This window comes from Caulobacter sp. BP25, assembly GCF_002737755.1.
In the GTDB taxonomy this organism is placed as follows: Bacteria; Pseudomonadota; Alphaproteobacteria; order Caulobacterales; family Caulobacteraceae; genus Caulobacter.
The window spans coordinates 107,965-124,951 of the sequence record NZ_PEGH01000011.1 but is presented as its reverse complement, the minus strand read 5'-3'; the positions used below and the strand labels follow the sequence as shown (position 1 = coordinate 124,951).

General features: G+C 62.5%; 15 protein-coding genes. 2 read left to right on the top strand and 13 right to left on the bottom strand.

Annotation, left to right across the window (positions count from 1 at the left end; translation table 11 throughout):
- Positions 1-122 precede the first annotated feature (122 nt).
- Complete coding sequence (locus CSW59_RS20590) at positions 123-1,265, bottom strand: calcium-binding protein (RefSeq protein WP_143754977.1); 1,143 nt, start codon at positions 1,263-1,265, stop codon at positions 123-125.
- A 588-nt stretch (positions 1,266-1,853) separates the two neighbouring features.
- On the opposite strand from CSW59_RS20590, the gene CSW59_RS08570 reads away from it, so the two are divergent.
- Entirely contained in the window at positions 1,854-4,544 is a 2,691-nt protein-coding gene (locus tag CSW59_RS08570) for a hypothetical protein (protein ID WP_099443636.1), read from the top strand.
- A gap of 198 nt (positions 4,545-4,742) precedes the next feature.
- Here CSW59_RS08570 and CSW59_RS20930 read toward each other — a convergent pair whose 3' ends face one another.
- The 12 genes from CSW59_RS20930 to flbT form a co-directional block, all read right to left on the bottom strand.
- On the bottom strand, positions 4,743-4,877 hold the full coding sequence (locus CSW59_RS20930; RefSeq protein ID WP_201722752.1) for a helix-turn-helix domain-containing protein: 135 nt from the start codon (positions 4,875-4,877) through the stop codon (positions 4,743-4,745).
- A 280-nt stretch (positions 4,878-5,157) separates the two neighbouring features.
- The gene (locus CSW59_RS08560; RefSeq protein ID WP_099443635.1) at positions 5,158-5,661 is read right to left on the bottom strand and encodes a single-stranded DNA-binding protein; all 504 of its coding nucleotides are present in this window, start codon (positions 5,659-5,661) and stop codon (positions 5,158-5,160) included.
- A 148-nt stretch (positions 5,662-5,809) separates the two neighbouring features.
- On the bottom strand, positions 5,810-6,211 hold the full coding sequence (locus CSW59_RS08555; RefSeq protein ID WP_099443634.1) for a hypothetical protein: 402 nt from the start codon (positions 6,209-6,211) through the stop codon (positions 5,810-5,812).
- A gap of 17 nt (positions 6,212-6,228) precedes the next feature.
- Positions 6,229-6,921: a hypothetical protein gene (locus CSW59_RS08550; RefSeq protein WP_099443633.1), complete on the bottom strand. Its 693-nt coding sequence runs from the start codon at positions 6,919-6,921 to the stop codon at positions 6,229-6,231.
- A 94-nt stretch (positions 6,922-7,015) separates the two neighbouring features.
- Positions 7,016-9,886 carry a hypothetical protein gene (locus tag CSW59_RS08545; RefSeq protein WP_099443632.1) on the bottom strand — a complete coding sequence of 957 codons (2,871 nt, stop codon included), beginning with the start codon at positions 9,884-9,886 and terminating at the stop codon, positions 7,016-7,018.
- 79 nt (positions 9,887-9,965) lie between these two features.
- Positions 9,966-10,520 (bottom strand): UDP-4-amino-4,6-dideoxy-N-acetyl-beta-L-altrosamine N-acetyltransferase, encoded by a 555-nt coding sequence (gene pseH / locus CSW59_RS08540; RefSeq protein ID WP_099443631.1) that lies wholly within the window; start codon positions 10,518-10,520, stop codon positions 9,966-9,968.
- A gap of 65 nt (positions 10,521-10,585) precedes the next feature.
- Entirely contained in the window at positions 10,586-11,422 is an 837-nt protein-coding gene (locus CSW59_RS08535) for a flagellin (RefSeq protein WP_099443630.1), read from the bottom strand.
- A 179-nt stretch (positions 11,423-11,601) separates the two neighbouring features.
- On the bottom strand, positions 11,602-11,970 hold the full coding sequence (locus tag CSW59_RS08530; RefSeq protein ID WP_099443629.1) for a hypothetical protein: 369 nt from the start codon (positions 11,968-11,970) through the stop codon (positions 11,602-11,604).
- 106 nt (positions 11,971-12,076) lie between these two features.
- The gene (locus tag CSW59_RS08525; protein WP_099443628.1) at positions 12,077-12,901 is read right to left on the bottom strand and encodes a flagellin; all 825 of its coding nucleotides are present in this window, start codon (positions 12,899-12,901) and stop codon (positions 12,077-12,079) included.
- Between the two features lie 276 nt (positions 12,902-13,177).
- Entirely contained in the window at positions 13,178-13,999 is an 822-nt protein-coding gene (locus tag CSW59_RS08520; RefSeq protein WP_099443627.1) for a flagellin, read from the bottom strand.
- 247 nt (positions 14,000-14,246) lie between these two features.
- On the bottom strand, positions 14,247-14,609 hold the full coding sequence (gene flaF, locus CSW59_RS08515) for a flagellar biosynthesis regulator FlaF (protein WP_099443626.1): 363 nt from the start codon (positions 14,607-14,609) through the stop codon (positions 14,247-14,249).
- On the bottom strand, positions 14,569-14,994 hold the full coding sequence (gene flbT / locus CSW59_RS08510) for a flagellar biosynthesis repressor FlbT (protein ID WP_099443625.1): 426 nt from the start codon (positions 14,992-14,994) through the stop codon (positions 14,569-14,571). The genes flaF and flbT overlap by 41 nt, the downstream gene beginning before the upstream one ends.
- A gap of 187 nt (positions 14,995-15,181) precedes the next feature.
- On the opposite strand from flbT, the gene CSW59_RS08505 reads away from it, so the two are divergent.
- A complete protein-coding gene (locus CSW59_RS08505; protein ID WP_099443624.1) occupies positions 15,182-16,978 on the top strand; it encodes a tetratricopeptide repeat protein in 1,797 nt (598 codons plus the stop codon).
- Positions 16,979-16,987: the final 9 nt, after the last annotated feature.

Here is a 16,987-nt window from a genome sequence, read left to right as displayed (position 1 = left end):
CGCTTGGGAAGGACTCCGCCAAGGCGGCCGCCGCTTGCAAATAGCGGGGGGCGCGCGGGCTGGCGGCAAGGCGCCGCCAGAGCTAATCGCAGTTTAGGTCAACAGGGCCAACTTCGGGCTGGCTAGACAAGTCCAAGGGGGTCGAAAGCCGTACCGTCTGCAAATTCGAACGTCTCGATGTAGCGGTCGTCGCCATAGTCCACGAGCCGCACGGCGGAGTTGAAATCCGTGTCCGTGATACTGGCGATCAGAAGGTCGTCACCATCCCATGCAACCCGAATATCGCTGACGCTCCAGAAGCTCGCGAAGCGCACGACATCCGTCGCAGCGTCGTCGGCCTCCCATATGGAAACGCTGTAAAGGCTCGCAATGTAGTAGAGATCGCCACCCTCGCCACCGCGACCTTGCCCATCTCCGTAGAAGTAGAGGGTATCGTCCCCGCCGGCTCCCACTAGATTGTCGGAGCCAGAACCACCGTTCAGCGTGTCGTTCCCATCACCGCCGAGCAGGGTGTCGTCGCCCTCAAGACCAAAGAGACTGTCGCCTAGGACGCCGCCGATGATGATGTTCGCTAAAGCATTGCCGTAGCCCGTGAAGGTCGAGGTTCCAACATACATCAAAGTCTCGACATTGGCGGCGAGCCTAAAGCTGCTCACATCAGCGACGACCGAGTCCTCCCCCTCGTCGGCCGCCTCAATGATAGAGATGACCGGCCCGGAAACGAGATAAAGATCGTCTCCGGCGCCGCCTTGAAGGATGTGTCCCGGCGAGCTTGAGGCCAAAACATCACCGTAGGCCGAGCCGATCACCTTTTCGAAACTGCTGATCGTGTCGCCCTGGGCGTCTCCTCCGGACACCGCATTGGTCGTGAGATTGACGTTCACGGCCGAGGAAGAGGCCTCGTAGCTGATCGTGTCGGTCCACCCGCCCGAACCGTCGAGACGATTGGCGGCGGCATTGGCTACGAACAGATCATTCAGGTTCGAGCCTTGAATAATCTCGATCCCGTCGAACGTATCTCCCGCTGCGTCGCCCGTATGCGCGCCGGTGGCGAGATTGATCGTCACTCCGACGCTGGCGCTGGCGTAGCTGGCCACATCAACGCCATCCCCGCCAAACAGCGCATCCGCGCCCGCGCCACCGACCAAGGTGTCATCCCCGGCATAACCAAGGAGCGTATCGTCTCCAGCCAGCCCATAGATAACGTCCGCAGCCGCCGTTCCGATCAGAATGTCATCCGCCGCCGCGCCGGTGATGGTCGCCATGAATGTTCTCGCCCCGAAAAATCAACCCCAGGAAGAGAACACTTTAAGATGCATCACAACAAGTCAACACCCGAGGTAGTTATGGCGTGACCCTCAGGGCGATCGAAATCCAAATCCCTGACGCGCCCTCTGGCGACAAGGTCCCCCCTGCCCCCCCCTTGAGCATCAGCGACCGGAAGCTATCTCGGGCAGAAAGCGCCAAGGCCCCCTGGCATAGCGCCAAAAGGGACCCAATACAAAAACGGCCGGCTCCCAAGAGAACCGGCCGCTATTTACGTTTCTAGCCTTGTTCGGCTCTAGAACGGGTATGCAGACTGGGTGTCATGTAACACCGCTTAAGTCATTGATTTTGGTGCTTGCTGGCGGGACAGCAAGTCGAAAAGAGCAACAAGTTATCGGTTTTCCACCGGTTTTGTTGCGCGGCGTGAGCTCTTCCGCTCGCGCGCGCCACGCGCGCCTCTGAAGGCCTAGGTGATCAACTGGCTTGACAAATCTAAAACCGAGCCACAATCTAGTAAAAGTTGTATATATTGGATCACTTATCTTTGAGATGCATTTTTCAGCGATATTTCGGGAGGGAAACGACAGATGGACGATCTCACGCTCACAGCATCGGCCTCAGCCCCGGCGGCGGCCGATCAAGTCTCCTCCACAACGCCGCTGCAGATCGAGTTTTTCGCGCCTGCTGATGTCGCTGGGAAGGGCGTTTATGCCGCGATCTTCGGCGACCTCAACGGGGGGGCGCAAGTCTACCTGAACGCATCCCAAAACATTTGGAGCTGGGAGTACACTAGTTCGCTCGACACCCCCCAGGTCCCTCTGCTGACCCTGTTCGCCCCAGGCAGTTATTCCGGCCAGCAGACCACCTCGATCACGCTGCCGCCCCCAGCCACCAATTCGATAGCCGCTGGCGAATTGGTCATGTTCGTCGGCCCGAACAGCGGCCTCACGCCGAACGCTAGTCAGGAGTTGGCCGTCCCGACTCCGACCTCCAACCCGAACGATACCTTCGCCCTCTACGAGTTCGGCTTAGCGGCGACATCCTGCGGCTATGACGTCTCCACCGTGGATCAGGTGGGCTTCCCTTTCACGGCGACCGCTGTGCTCAGCGCCCCCGCCGGCCCGAACCCGCCGCAGCCTTTCAATAACGGCGTCGGCTTCCTTCAAGACCGCAAGACGCTGTTTGAAGGCTTTATCCCCTATCTGCAGAATTTACCCGCCAGCTCGAACGCATTCCCATTCGCCAGCTTGGCGCCCGATTATAGCCTGGGGGCCCAGAGACTGACGGCGCCGCAGGATTTTCTGACAGGAGTCCTCGGCGCCGGCCCGGCCTTCGCGTCATCCGCCGCTTCCGGTTTCGAGCCGATCCAGACACCCGAGCAGGCCAACAGCTTCACCTACAGTGTCAACCCGACCAGCGTGGTCGTGCAATGTGGCGGCAGCGGCTACACCACGCCCCCTTCCCTGACCTTCTCGGCGCCCAAGGAGGGCGTTACCGCCGCAGGCACGGCAACAGTGGCCAAAGGGGAGCTCACCGACATCACCGTCACAACTGCGGGAAGCGGATACACGACAGCGCCGACGATCACGGTTTCGGGCGGTGGCGGCAGCGGCGCCGCGGCAGCGATCGGGCTTGCCCCCCAGCAATTCTACTACGCGATCACAGCCTTGCGAGCGGCTGTGACCATCACCGATGCGGGAACCGAGTACAGTTCGCCGCCGACGGTCGTCTTCTCGGGCGGCGGAGGCACTGGAATGGAAGGCGTCGCCTATCTGGGTGAGGCCGACAAGGTGATGGGTGTCTATATCACCAATCCTGGAAGCGGTTACAGCTCACCGCCGTCCGTAACCTTTTCGGGCGGCGGTGCGAGCGCCCAGGCCACGGCCTCGGTCTCTTTCGTCGAGTCCATGGCTGGCGCCCCTCAGCTGGGCCAGATCAATGTCGGGACGGTGGCCGTCCTGAACTGGCTCCCTTATCCTAACGCGTCGGCTTACAATATCTATCGTTCCGAACAACCGGGGATGTCCGAGGCGGTTCGGCTGAACAGCGCCCCTTATTCTCCTGTTCAGCTTCAGGCGACTCCAAAGGGCCCGCCGCAGACCGGAACGCTACTGCTTTCTCAGGACGGGGCCGCAGGCTATTTCCAATACGCGTCCTGGAATGGCTCGACCCTCACCGGAAGCCTTATCGGCACCGTCAATTTCTCGAACGGAGTAAGCGCGTCGCTGCTGCCCAACTTCACCGATGACGGAACCTCAGTGGGCACGGTGGCAACCCCGCCGCTCAACAATTACAATTATGAGCCGCTCAACCAGTATTTCACGGACGCGATCGCGGATTTCTTCAGCTATTACGAAAACAATACGTTCAATCTTACCCTGACCGGCTCCGTGAATACCACCTGGAGCGGAGGAACGGTGACCCTCACAGTCGACGCGGAGACCTATACCGTTCTGCAGCTCACCGGCCAGTCAGGCGACTATGCAGGCAAAGTCGTCAATTTCTATCAGCCCTTCTTCAGCACCAATCGCGGCCCAGATAACCCAGCGCCGCCCCAATGGCTGCCGACCAACCAATATGCGTCCCCGGCGGCGATGGTGTTCGGCGCCGACGGCGTGTTCGGCCTGTCAGACGGCAATAAAAAAGCCCCTCCGCTTGGCATCGTCAAGGACGTGTTCAATCCCATAAACGCCGCCTTCAATCGCGGCCTGACCCCGCGCTCGGCGACCGGAGGAGACTGGACCAACGTTCTGGCGCCCGACTACTGGGCGCAGGCGGCCATCTTCCCGCTGACCGCTACCGCGACGAGCATGGCGGGCGCGGCTCTGCAAGCCGGCACCTATTACTACGCCATCACGGGCGCTGGTCTGAAGGGCAGTCCGGACGGCGAAACGATCCCCGGCAATATCGTCACCGTAGATGTTGCCGCCGGCGACGCCGTGACTCTGACCATTCCCAATACGGGAGCGATCACCTTCGCCAACTTCAATATCTATCGGGGAACGAAGTCCGACGCGCTGCAACTGATCAAAACCGTGTCGGGCGAGGCCATCACCTACACCGACAAGGGAAAAACAACCCCCACGACGCCGCCGCCGTTTGTCATGAACGCTCCAGGGCAGGCGGCGAACTGGTACGCCGCTTATCTCCATCAGCTCAGCGTCACCATCAACGGCTTTTCCTACGGCATGCCCTATGACGACCAGGGCTCATTCTCGAGCTATGTCAGCCTTCCGCAGCAACCGCAGAAACTGGTGATCACCTTGCAGGCCTGGTGATCCGCGCCTAAATTTTCACCCAATGGCGACCAAAGTCTCGGGACTGGTCACGCCGCCTTTTGCGGTAAGGTGCGCGCCCGCCCTTTTGGCGGCGGCGCCCACGCGCATTTGATCTCGCGTTGTTGTTAGCAGAACCATGACTGCCTCGATCCCGAGGACGTTTTAGCCGAAGTCAGAGGAGCAGTCTTGCTCCGAGCGCTAGGTTCGAAACAGCTCTGCAGGCTCGACGCCCAGCCCTCGCGCCAGGGCATAAACCGCGTTTAAGCCCGCGTTCCTCTCGCCTCGCTCAACTCCGCCGATATAATTGCGGTGAAGGCCAGACCGGTCGGCCAACTACCCCGCGGCGGAGCGCAGCAAGCGCACCCTTCGGCCAAATTTGAGGAGGTCCGCGTTCACGGGTGGATGCTTGCTCGTCCGATCGAGGAGGACGGGAAGCCGCTCCCCACCTTTGAGTATGAGCACTCGAATGGTCGTCGCGCCATCCATTTACGGTCGGTCCTAGTGGGCTTTACCCACTCTATCGCGGCCGGTCTCGAAGTGGCAGATGCAATAAAAAAGTGGCCGATTCCAATGAGAACCGGCCACTTGTTGACAACTAAGTCGGAGAGGAAAACTAGAACGGGATCTCATCATCCAGGTCCGCCGAGAAGCTCTCGCGCGGGCCGCTGGGCTGGCTGCGCTGGCCGCCGCTGAAGCTGGAGCCGCCGCCGGAATAGCCGCCGCCGTACTCGTCGCCGCCGCCCGAAGACGCCCCGGCGTTGTCGCCACGACCGCCCAGCATGGTCAGCTCGCCGCGGAACTTCTGCAGCACGATCTCGGTGGAATACTTTTCCTGACCGGTGTTGTCGGTCCACTTGCGGGTCTGCAGCGCACCCTCGATGTAAACAGTCGAGCCCTTCTTGAGGTACTGCTCGGCCACCTTCACCAGGTTATCGTTGAAGATGACCACGCGGTGCCATTCGGTCTTTTCCTTGCGCTCGCCGCTGTTGCGGTCGCGCCAGGTCTCGGACGTGGCGATGCGGAGATTGGCGACGCGGTCGCCTGAACCCAGGCTGCGGATCTCGGGATCGGCGCCGAGATTGCCTACCAGAATGACCTTGTTGACGCTGCCCGCCATCGTTTGACCTTGCTCTCGCCCGGCGACCCATGCGCCGGAATCTGAGAGCGCACGTTAACGAGGCGCTAAACGTCGCGCAAGTTTTGTTCTCAATATGTTCTTGTGGACGAGAAAGACGGCTGTGGACGGACGAACTCGCCCCCCTCGCCTACGGGGCCGGAACGTGCCGGATGGCGCCGGGCACGGCCAGGCGTCCGTCGCCGGTGCGCACTAGCGACATGAAGCGCGCGCCGTCATAGGTCTGGCCCAGATAGATGCCTTCCTTCTCGATGAAGATGAAGGATCCCTGATAGGCGCCGATCATGCTCTGGCTGTTGGACTGCCCCAGGCGGACAAAGCGGATGCGCATGCCTTCCAGCGTCGCGGCGCATTCCTCCATCGTCGCCACGTTCCGGGCCACAGGATTGTAGCGCAGGCTCTTGTCTTTATTGGTCGCCACGTGGAAACAGACCCCCCGCTCGAAGGGCGGCTTGATCTGCTCCTGGCAACCGGCGAGCGCGAAGCCCGTGGCGGCGAGAACGACGGCGGCGGCGAGGACGGTCTTGCTCATGGATTACACTTATAAACCTATCCGGCGTTCGGGCTAGGGCAGTTTGGCGCCTGGTCGAGCACGGTGTGGAAGCTGCGGTTGTCGGGAGACGCCTCGATACGGCCTTGCAACAGACGCAGGGTTTCCTCGCCCCAGCGGCCGTAGGCGACGGCGTTGGTCTTCTCGCAGCGGCCGCCGAACAGCTGCTGAGCGCAGGCGTTCAGGGTGATGTCGCCCGGCAGCCGACGCCACTCGCCGGCGGCGTAACGCCAACAGGCGGCAAGCGGCGCATTGGCCGACGCCATGGCCGGGGTGGCGGGAGTCATAGGGGTCGCGCCCTGCCCAACGGCTGGCGCATCGACGGTCGGCGCGGGCGGCAAAGGCGTCAACACCGTGCCGGCCTGATCGGCGGCCGCAAGGGCGCCCGTCTCGTCGACGCCCACATCCAGAGCGCCCGTCGCCACGCCGTTCTTCTTGGCGCATTCGGCCAGGGTGATCTCGCCGACGAAGGCCCCACCGACAAAGCAGCGCAGCGGCCTGGCGGGATCGAGCTTGGTGTCGTCCTCGCGGCCCGTTTCGACAATCAGGCCCGCGCGCGAAGCCGGCGGAGCCTCGGTCTGCTTCTGGTCGTGGCCGGCCAACAAGGCTGCGGCAATGCCAAGCCCCGCCAGCAGCGCCAGCGCCGCGCCACCGCCGAGCACGACGATCCGTCGATCTTTCAGAAAGTCCATGCCCACTGGCTACGACGCGTCGATGACGCTTTCAAGCGCGACCGCCATGGAAAGCGCCCCCGCCCGTCATGTTCGGAGCGCGTTGGACGACGCGTTAGCCGCCGCCCGTCAGGCGGTTCAACGCGGCCTGATAGTTGGAAAGCTGGTCGGTCAGGTATTTGGGCACTGTCCCGTCGGTCTTACCCGCCTTCTTCGAACCGTCGCTGGTCACGCCGTTCGCGGCGTCAGCGGCCTCACGATAGGCGGTCCGGATCTGGGACATGGCGCGGGTGATGACGGCGTTGGCGTTTTTACGCCCAGCCTCGGTGGTCAGATCCAATTCCGGCGGCAGCTGCAGTCCATAGACGGGGCCTTTGCCGTCGGCCGACACCGTCTTGTCGTTATCGGTCTTGGTCGCCCGGACCACGCCCCCGGCCAGGCCCAGCGCGGTCAGCACGTCGGTGCCGCCCTTGCCGGCGACGATCTCAAGCGTCGCGGTGTTGGAGGCTGGACTGATCTTCAGGACCCGGTTGTCGCCGTTGGTGACGGTTTCGACCTTGGCGCGGAAACCCGAAGCGCGCTTGATCTTGTCCGAGAGGGTCTCGAGCGTGTCGTTGGCGTCGATCGTGATCGTGGTCAGCGGACCGCGCTCGCGCGTGCGGATCTGGAAGGTGTCGCCGGCCCGCGCCGCGGTGCCCGTCGTGATGCGTTCGGACTGCTTGAACGTCATGGTCCCGGAGGGCAGACCGAAGAGGTCCAGGGCCGAAGCGCCAGAGGCCGAGACCGCCACCGAGGTCGGCGTGGCGTAACCATCCTTGCCGGTCAGCCGCTGGCTCCAGTCCACCGCACCCGTCCCGACATTGACCTGGGCGACATAACCGTCCTTGGCGCCGATGGTCGACTGGCCATCCAGATTGGCGCCCGCCGACCCGACAAACCAGGCCGTTCCGTTCTTGACGTCGAAGCCGGTCACCGTGTCGTCGCCCGCGCCGCCGTAGTAGGTCATGGCGTCGGCGCTGGTGTCGGCGATGTTCAGGGACATGCGACCGACAAAAGCGTCCATGCCGCCGGACGCGCCCGTTGTGACGGCGTTGATCGCCATGCTGCTATTGGCGGTGGAGCCGCCGACATAGAGCTGCCCGCCGTCGATCCGCAGGCCGACCAAATCGCCCCCCCTCAGCGATCCGAGATCGCGGGTCGCGCCCGCCGACAGGGTCGCCGTCTTAGTGTAGGTGACTGGCACGGTCTCGTAGGCGCCATACTGATTGAGCTGGGTAACATTCTCGGTGACCACGCTGGCGGTCACGTCGAAGCTTCGCAGCATCGCCTTGCCGTCTTCCTTGGACCCGACGATGACCTGCGAGCCGTTGACGACGATATCCGATACGGAGTCGTTAGCGGCTGTGCCGAACTTCTGGGTGAACAGCGCGTTTGGCTTACCGGCGCCGTCGGTGGCGAAAGCCGAAAGATAGGCGTCCCAACCGCCGCTGGGATCCGTTCCGACCGAGCCTGGGAGGTCCGACTTGCTGCGGCCGCCGACGTAGAGAACGCCGTCAGCGCCAAAGGCCAAGGCCGTGGCCTCGTCCTCCTGCAAGCCACCGCGACGCACCGTCCACTGCTCGTCTCCATTGGCGCTGTAGCGGGTCACGAAGCTGTCGGTGGTGGTCGAGGTGTCGCTGCTGTTGAGCGGCCCATTGACCGCGCCCTGCAATCGACCGCTCACCGACCCCGCCACCGCGATGCTGCCGTCATCCGCGACCGCAAGCGAAAGCCCACTGGCGTTGTCTGTCGCTCCCAGGCTCTGAGCGAACAACAAGTGGCCGGCGCTGTCGTACTTCAGCAGGGCGACATCGCTTTCGCCCTTGATCGGCTGACCGTCGATGTCGAGCTTGCCGTCGACCTGCGTGGACACGTCGGCCAGCATGTAGACCGAACCGTCCGCGCCCGTCACCGACTTGCGGACGCTGGAGATCGTGCCCTGGAGGGTTTCGGTGAACACCTTGCCGCCCGGCGCGCCAGCGCCCGCCCCGCCACCGGTCCCGGAGGCGCTGTACTTGGTCAGGGAGGTCTCGTAGACGCCGTCGTCGGTCAGGCTGTTCTTGTCGGGGTCCGGGTCCCCAGACTTGGTCGTGACATAGACGGCCGGCGCTGCGGTAGGCGCCGTGAAGGTGATCTGTTCGGCGGAGTCGCCCTTGACCCTCAGCGCGAAATCGTCGCCCGTCGCCGGCAACGTGACGGGCTTGCCATTGACCTGAACGGTGCGCTCCTGCCCCGCCGTCCGCTGAACCGCAAAGGCGGTATTGTAGCCCGCCGCCTTCATCTTGCCGTTCATGTACTCGACGACGTTCGACATAGTCCGCGGCGTGGAGCCCATGTCGCTCAGGTTCATCGTCACCGTCTTTGTGACGCCGAAGGCTTTGACCGCGACGTCGAACGAAACGTTACCCTGAAACTTCGCCACCGGGTCGTCGATCTGACCGCTGTAGATCGTATCCGTGGTGTAATTGTAGTCGGCCTTAGGGACACCGACCTGGGCCTTGTCGCTGGTCATGACCGTGCCCGTCGTCAGGCGCAACTGGTCCAGCGTGAGCCCCTGCACGTAGCTGCTGACCTCGACCAGACCCCGGGTCATGGCGGTCTGCAAGCGGGTGATTTCGTCGTTCGTGACCCTTTTCTCGCCCGCGCGACTAGCGACGGCCGACAGGGTGCTAAGCGCCTGATAAGTGGCGAAAAGCTTGGCGTAGTCGGGACTTGCCCCCTTCAAAGAGGAGGTGTTCGCGCCCTCATCCACGAACTTGCGGCCATTGAGCGCCGAGCGGACAAGCTCGCTGGCGGCCGGCACGCTTCCGGAGGACCACGGCGCGGTCGGAACCACGGCCGTCGACCTCGTCGTGGACACACCAGCCGTTCCAGACGCGTTCGCGGCCGTCAGGCCGCTACGGGCCTGATAGTAGCTGAGCAGCGTACTGGTATCGAACGTGATCACGGCTTGTCCTGACGGGGACCCGGAGTCCCCCGCTGATACATTCGTCCACGCACCGTTAACGCGCCCTCAAGGCTCGGCGTTAAGCGGCGATTAGATGCGCCTCCGAAAGCGCTCGGCGCGCGTCGTCGCGCAGCTCGGCCCATTCCGAAGCCAGAATTCCGAGTAGCACGACGTCGCGCGGACGACCGTCCTTGAGCACATGGCCGCGAAGATAGCCTTCGCGCCGGAAACCGGCGGCCGACTGCGCCTTCAGCGCCGCGTCATTGTCGGCCATGACCTCGGCGAAAACCTTGTGGAGGCTCAGCTCGCCGAAGGCCCGATCCAGACCCAGCACCTGGGCGGCGCGGCCGACGCCCCGCCCCCGCGCTTCGGCCGAGCCCAGGAACCAGTTCCAGCTGGCCCGGCGGTGATGGCTGGTTAGACCCGTCAGCGTCAGAAGTCCCATGGGCGCGCCGGTGCGCGTGATCATCCAGCCGCGCATGTCCGGATCGGAGCGCAAAGCCTGGAACCAGACCGCGTGCGCCTCCCGACTGGGCAGATCGGCGTCGGACATCCAGCGGTCGACCTCGGGCTCCGAGCGCCACTGAAAGAGGGTCGCCTCGTCCTCGTCCCGCAAGTCGCGCAAGTCGATCATGCCCGCCGCCGAATCCCCGTTTCGCACGCCTGGAGCTTAGCCCCGCACCGCCACTTAACCTAGGGTTACTGCCCGTTGAACAGCGAGAGGATGATCTGCGGCGCGCTATTGGCGATCGAAAGCGCCTGAGCCCCGAGCTGCTGCTTGACCTGGAGGGCCTGAAGCCGCGCGCTTTCCTTGGCGAGGTCCGCGTCGACCAGATTTCCCACCCCGGTCTCAAGCACGTCCGTCAGCCTGGCGACAAAGGTGCTGTGAGCGTCGATCTGCTTGGCCTGGCTACCGATATTGCCCACGGCCTGATTGACCGCGACCATCGTGGAGTCCAGGCGAGCCAGAACCGCAGTCGCGTTCGTCGGCGTCAGAATATCGTCGGTCGCCGTAAGCGTGTTGATCGTCCCGCCCAGCGACAGGTTCTGGAGGCTTAGCGTAATCGCCTGGCCCGCGTCGGCGTCGGCCAGGAAGGTCATGTCGGCGGTCTGGCTGCCGTCCAGCAGGTTCGCGCCGTCGAACACCGCGCTCGTGAGGACCTGGCTGAGGTTCTTGAGCTGAGCTTGGAAGTCCGCGTTCATGGACTGCCGAGACGTCGTGGTCAGCGAGGTGTCCTTGGCCGCGACAACCTTCTCGCGCATCAGCTTGAGAAGGTCCGAAACCGACTCGCCCGCGGCGAGAGCCACGTCGGCGATCGAGGTCGCGCGATCCAGACTCATCTTGACCGCCCCGAGCGCGCTCATGTCGGCGCGCTGCTCCTGGGCGATCGACCAGACGGCGGCGTTGTCCTTGGCGGTGGAGATCGACAGGCCCGTGTTGATCCTGGTTTGCACCGACTGCATGTCGTCGTTGGTGCGGTTCAGGTTCTGCAGCGCGATCAGCGCGGGCTGGTTCGTGTTGACGCTCAGCGTCATGCGCGGCCTCCGATCGGCGTTTTTGCCGTGGTTGCGATCGCGCGCGATTCGGCGTGCGATCTAATCGCCGCCGAGATTGGGGTCAGAAAGTAAGAACATGGTTAACGCTTATAAACCATGTCCATTAAGGTCTGCGACCTGCCGTCGCACATCCTCCTCGCTAAGGCGTCAGCCGGAGCTCAGGCCTTGCCGTCGTAGACATCCCCGCTGTGGTAGCGCGAGGCTTCACGCAACTTCAGGATCTCCTCGCGGGGGAACTGATTCAGCGTCTCGCCGGTGCGCCGGTCCACCGTCTTGTAGACGTAGTCACCGGTGTCTCCGGACTGCTCGATCACCAGTCGCAGATCGCCCGGCTGGGGTCCCTTGTCGACGGGCGCTTCAGGCTTGGCTTCCGCCGCGGGCGCGGTGGGCTCGCCTTCGACAGGCTGAGCCTGCCCGAGCGCGGCCCTAAGCTGGCCCTGAACGGCTCTTGCGCCCTCGGACGGGTCCGGGGCGTTCACGGGGGCGATAAAATCTCTGATCGCCGACAATGCGGCCTTGGGTTCCATATCTGTCTGCCGACTTGCTGGTCGGCCCTCCTCTCTTTTTCTCCCTGTCTTCAACCCTCAGAAAAGATGGAGGCGGGCTCAGACGAGCCCGCCTCCTCCCAGCTCCTTAACGGAACAGGCTCAGGATCGACGACGTAGATTGGTTCGCGATCGACAGCGCTTGCACGCCAAGCTGTTGCTTGGTTTGCAGCGACTGCAGCTTGGCGCTTTCCTTGGCCAGGTCAGCGTCCACCAGATTGCCGACACCTGCGTCCAGGCTGTCTTGCAGCTTGCCGATGAAGGTCAGGTGGGTGTCGAGACCGACAGAGCTAGTGCCCAGGGCGGCCAGCTTGTTGGTGGCGGTGCCGATGGCGGTGTCGATCTCGGCGATCATCGTCTTAGCCGCAGAGGCCGTTGCGAAGCCCGGAGTCGCGCTGTCGAGACCCAGACCAGCCAGGCTCAGCCTCTGAGCGCTCACCGTGAAGCCGGTGCCGTCAGCGTTGGCCAGGAAGACGAGCGCCTGGGCGCTTTCGCCAACGAGGCTGACACCGTTGAACTTGGAGTTTTCTGCGGCCTTGGTGATTTGAGAGCGCAGGGACTCGAAGTCGGCATTCAGCGCCTTAAACGAGGCGCTGTTCAGCGAAGTGTCGGAAGCGGCCAAGGCCTTTTCCTTCATCTTCATCAGCAGGTCGGTAATGGTATCGCCAGCAGCCAGGGCCACGTCGATGGTCGACTGGCCGCGTTGCAGCGAGTCCTTCACGGCGTTCAGCGATTGGGCTGTGGCAGATTGCGTCTTGGACATGGCCCAGATGGCGCCGTTGTCCTTGGCATTGGCAATCTTCTTGCCGGTATTGATGCGTTGCTGGGTAACGCCCAGCTCGGTGTTCGTGGTGTTCAGGTTCTGCAGGGCGATCATCGCGCCCGCGTTCGTGTTGATGCTATTCAGCGCCATACGAATGGTTCCTTTTCAAGGTATCCGACGCCATTTTGGCTGCCGGGAGCATTTTGCTCAGGAAGACCTGTAGCAATTGCCGGGCCAAAAATTCCCACCGGCAATGCCGCGATAAGCTGCTGAAAAATATGAGTTATAGGTCCATTAACCACAAAGGCCCCCGGCAATTTCTGCCGAGGGCCTTTTGGTGCAGGCAATTATTGCCGGGCACTATTTGCGCACCCAGCAGGAAAGAGGCGCCGGACGGCTTTTGACGGCCGTCCGGCGTATCGGAGATCACCCCTGGAACAGCGACAGGATCGTCTGCGGGGTCTGATTGGCGATCGAAAGAGCCTGCACACCCAGTTGCTGCTTGGTTTGCAGCGACTGGAGCTTGGCGCTTTCCTTCGCCAGATCCGCATCGACCAGGTTGCCCACGCCGGCGTCCAGGCTGTCCTGCAACTTCCCAATGAAGGTCAGGTGCGTATCGAGACCAACCGAGGCCGTGCCGAGCGCAGACAGCTTGTTGGTGGCCGTCAGCAGCGCAGTCGTCATATCGGCGATCATCGTGGCGGCTTCGGTCGCCGTATTGAACGTCGAGGTCCCCGTCAGGCCGAGACCCTCAAGACTCATGGTTTGGGCCATGACCGTGAAGCTGCCGCCGTCCGCATTGGCCAGGAAGACCAGCGGCTTGACGGTGGCCGCCACGAGGCTGACACCATTGAACATCGCATTCTGCGCGGCCTTGGTGATTTGGTCGCGAAGAGAGTCGAAGTCCGTCTTAAGCGCCTTGAGCGACGTGCTGTTCAGCGAAGTGTCGGAAGCGGCCAGAGCCTTTTCCTTCATCTTCATGAGCAGATCGGTGATGGTGTCGCCGGCCGCGAGACCAACATCAATCGTGGACTGACCGCGCTGGAGAGAATCCTTCACGGCATTCAACGACGATGAGCTCGCGCTCTGCATCTTGGCCATCGACCAGATCGCGCCGTTGTCCTTGGCGTTAGCGACCTTCTTGCCAGTGTTGATACGGCTCTGGGTGGTGGCGAGCTCCGTGTTAGTTGCGTTCAGATTTTGGAGCGCGAGAAGCGCACCAGGATTGGTGTTGATCGAGTTCAGCATTGCGACCTACCATTTTGGCGGGATTCATCCGGCGTATTGCCGGGGAGAGCGTTTTGCCCGCGCGAACCATCGCAAACGGCGGGCCAGTCGCGGCCAATCCGGCAAAAATGCCTAGAATATTGTTTTGTATGGATTATTTTGGCTCACCAGGCCAGAAACGAAACCGCCCGGCGAATGCAGAATTCGCCGGGCGGCAGGTTTTTCCAGGGGTGGTAGGCAAGACGTTCAGCCTTGCGGAATTTCGAAATCAGGCCGCGTCGGCGCGGCCCGCGAGTCCCTGCATGATGATGCGATTGATCTCGATCAGAGGCTCGAAGTCCTCCTCCTTGCGCATGACCGCGCTGGAGTGACGGCTGACCCAGAGGCTCAGCGAAATGATGCTGGCGCGCAGCTCCATCGGAAGCTGGTTGTCAGGCAAAGAGCAATCCGTCGCCAAGGCCGACCAGACCTTGCGATTCCAATCCAACGCGTCGATCCGCTTCGCGAAGTCATCCGCCGGAGCCTGTGACGCTTCCATCAGGGCGCGCGTCACCTGCCCGAACAGGCGGTACTCCATTTCACGGGGATTCTCAGCCCGCGTCGCCGCCTGCTGATACGCCCGAAGAGACATGCCCCAACCTCTCGTCTTCGTATTCAATCAACTTACGGCTCAACATTAGAGCCTTGTAGTATTCCCGAGCCATCACGTGCTTCGAGATAGCTATGCAATCCTGAAGGATACCAGGATTGCGGACCACTCCCATGAACTCCGTCAGACGAGCGGCGAATTCGTCATAGAATTTCTCCGCACCGCCCTCGTCGAGATACATCATCATGACCGGGAAATAGATCCGTCGCGCGGGCGACGTGACCTGATCCGGCTGCATGATGTCCTTCTCGCGGAGAACGGAAGCCTTGTTCTGGAGCACCAGAACGCCGCGCCGGTCTCCGTTCTGGACCACGGCGCCGTTCAGCACGAATTTTTCGCCGGGCTTCAGCGACAGCTTCAAAGGCACCTAAACTCGCTCCTTCGTCTAAGCCGCTTCGCCCGACCATCAATCACGATGTAACCCGCCAAAGCTAGACGCGGATCGGTTAACGCGGTCTTGCCGGCATCCTTAAAGGCCATAAACACGTACTTAGGACTCGATTAAGCATAACGCCTCAAAACATAGTTAACAGCAGTGTCCGAGGTCCTTACCGATGTCCCGAAAAAGCGCTCTAGAAGCGTCAGCGAGCGCCCTCGCCCAGCCAGACGTCGGCGCGGCGCCGCTCCATGTCGGGCAGATCGCGGGCGCCATCGGTGATTCGAGTTCAACGGAGTCGCTTGAGCGCCTCAAGCAGGCCACTCAGCAGATCAAGAACATTGAGAACGCCAAGGTCCTGAGCCGGGCGATTAACGCGGTCCACAACAACGAGTTCGAGCTCGCCCAAAAGCTGGCGCTGAAGCTCCTGAAGAAGGACCAGATGCTAGGCTTGGCCTGGCATATCCTGGCGATCGCGCGGGAGAAGCTGGGTGACTATGGGTCTTCCCTGCGGGCTTACGACGCAGCTTTGAAACTGCTCGTCGACCATGGATCCGTCGCCGGCGATCTGGGCCGCCTAGCTTTTCGCATGAACATGCCGGAATTCGCGGTCGGATTCTTCGCCCATTTCCGCGTCGCCCAGCCCCAGAACATCGAAGCAGCGAACAATCTCGCCTGCGCGCTCCGGGAGTTGAACCGCGAGGCCGAGGCCATCGAGGTGCTGAAGGAGGCCCTCGCCGCCCACCCCGAATCGCCCGCCCTCTGGAACACCCTGGGCACTGCGGTCTGCAACATGGGCGACCCCACCGGCTCGATCGTCTTCTTCGACGAAGCCCTGCGCCTTGAACCGAGCTACAGCAAGGCTTGGCACAATCGCGCTTTCGCGAAGACCGATATGGGCGACATCGAGGGCGCGATCGCCGACATCGACCACGCACTGAAGCGGCCAGATTCCCTGGCGGATGAAGCAATCATGCGCTTCGCTCGCTCGACCATGTACCTGTCGCTGGGCCGGCTCGAGGAGGGCTGGAAGGCCTATGAGGGCCGCCTCTCGCCGCACCTAGCGGAAGCGCCCAATTTCCATATCCCCGGAACGCTGTGGTCGGATCAGGACCTCAAGGGAAAATCGTTGTTCGTCTGCGCCGAGCAGGGCTTGGGCGACGAGGTGATGTTAGCGGGCATGCTGCCTGACATCCTGGATCAGCTGGGCCCGGACGGCTCCCTCACCTTGTCGGTCGAGCGGCGTCTAGTCCCGCTGTTCCAGCGTTCATTCCCAAACATCGAGGTCACGCTACATCGTACCTTCCAATATGAGGGGCGCGTGTATCGCGCGGCGCCGGAAATCGAGGACTGGGAACGATTCGACTATTGGGCGCCGCTGGGGGCGTTCCTGGGCAGCCTGCGCGGATCGCTGGAAGCCTTCCCGAAAGCCGTTTCCTATCTAAAGCCCGATCCGGATCGGGTCGCCCACTGGAAGGCCGAGCTCGATAAACTGGGGCCCTCGCCCAAGGTCGGGCTGCTCTGGAAGAGCCTCAAACTGAACGCCGAGCGCGCCCGGCAATTCTCGCCGTTCGAGGCATGGCGTCCTGTGCTGGAGACCCCCGGCGTGAGGTTCGTCAATTTACAGTACGGCGATTGCGACGAAGAGATCGCTCACGCGAAAGAGGCGTTCGGGATCGAGATCTGTCAGCTGCCGGGCATCGACCTCAAGCAGGATCTGGATGACGTGACCGCCCTTTGCGCCTCAGTCGACCTGATCGTGGGCTTCTCGAACGCGACGACGAACCTGGCTGGGGCGACCGGCGCGCCGATCTGGCTGCTGACCTCGCCCGGAGCCTGGACGCAGCTCGGAAGCGGTTACTATCCTTGGTATCCTCAGGCTCGGGTCTTCTCTCCCGCCACCATGGGGGATTGGAATCCCGCGATAGCCGAGATCGCCGCGGCGCTTCGCGAGAAAGCCGCCAAGTTCGCATGACGGGAGCCA

Excerpts from the sequence above, each read along its gene's own strand:
- CSW59_RS08530 (WP_099443629.1), bottom strand. The coding sequence starts at position 11,970 with ATGGAACCCAAGGCCGCATTGTCGGCGATCAGAGATTTTATCGCCCCC.
- CSW59_RS08525 (WP_099443628.1), bottom strand. The coding sequence starts at position 12,901 with ATGGCGCTGAATAGCATCAACACGAACGCGGGCGCGATGATCGCCCTG.
- flaF (WP_099443626.1), bottom strand. The coding sequence starts at position 14,609 with ATGTCTCTTCGGGCGTATCAGCAGGCGGCGACGCGGGCTGAGAATCCC.
- CSW59_RS08560 (WP_099443635.1), bottom strand. The coding sequence starts at position 5,661 with ATGGCGGGCAGCGTCAACAAGGTCATTCTGGTAGGCAATCTCGGCGCC.
- CSW59_RS08505 (WP_099443624.1), top strand. The coding sequence starts at position 15,182 with ATGTCCCGAAAAAGCGCTCTAGAAGCGTCAGCGAGCGCCCTCGCCCAG.
- CSW59_RS08520 (WP_099443627.1), bottom strand. The coding sequence starts at position 13,999 with ATGCTGAACTCGATCAACACCAATCCTGGTGCGCTTCTCGCGCTCCAA.
- CSW59_RS08550 (WP_099443633.1), bottom strand. The coding sequence starts at position 6,921 with ATGGACTTTCTGAAAGATCGACGGATCGTCGTGCTCGGCGGTGGCGCG.
- CSW59_RS08555 (WP_099443634.1), bottom strand. The coding sequence starts at position 6,211 with ATGAGCAAGACCGTCCTCGCCGCCGCCGTCGTTCTCGCCGCCACGGGC.
- CSW59_RS08535 (WP_099443630.1), bottom strand. The coding sequence starts at position 11,422 with ATGACGCTGAGCGTCAACACGAACCAGCCCGCGCTGATCGCGCTGCAG.
- CSW59_RS20590 (WP_143754977.1), bottom strand. The coding sequence starts at position 1,265 with ATGGCGACCATCACCGGCGCGGCGGCGGATGACATTCTGATCGGAACG.
- CSW59_RS08570 (WP_099443636.1), top strand. The coding sequence starts at position 1,854 with ATGGACGATCTCACGCTCACAGCATCGGCCTCAGCCCCGGCGGCGGCC.
- pseH (WP_099443631.1), bottom strand. The coding sequence starts at position 10,520 with ATGATCGACTTGCGCGACTTGCGGGACGAGGACGAGGCGACCCTCTTT.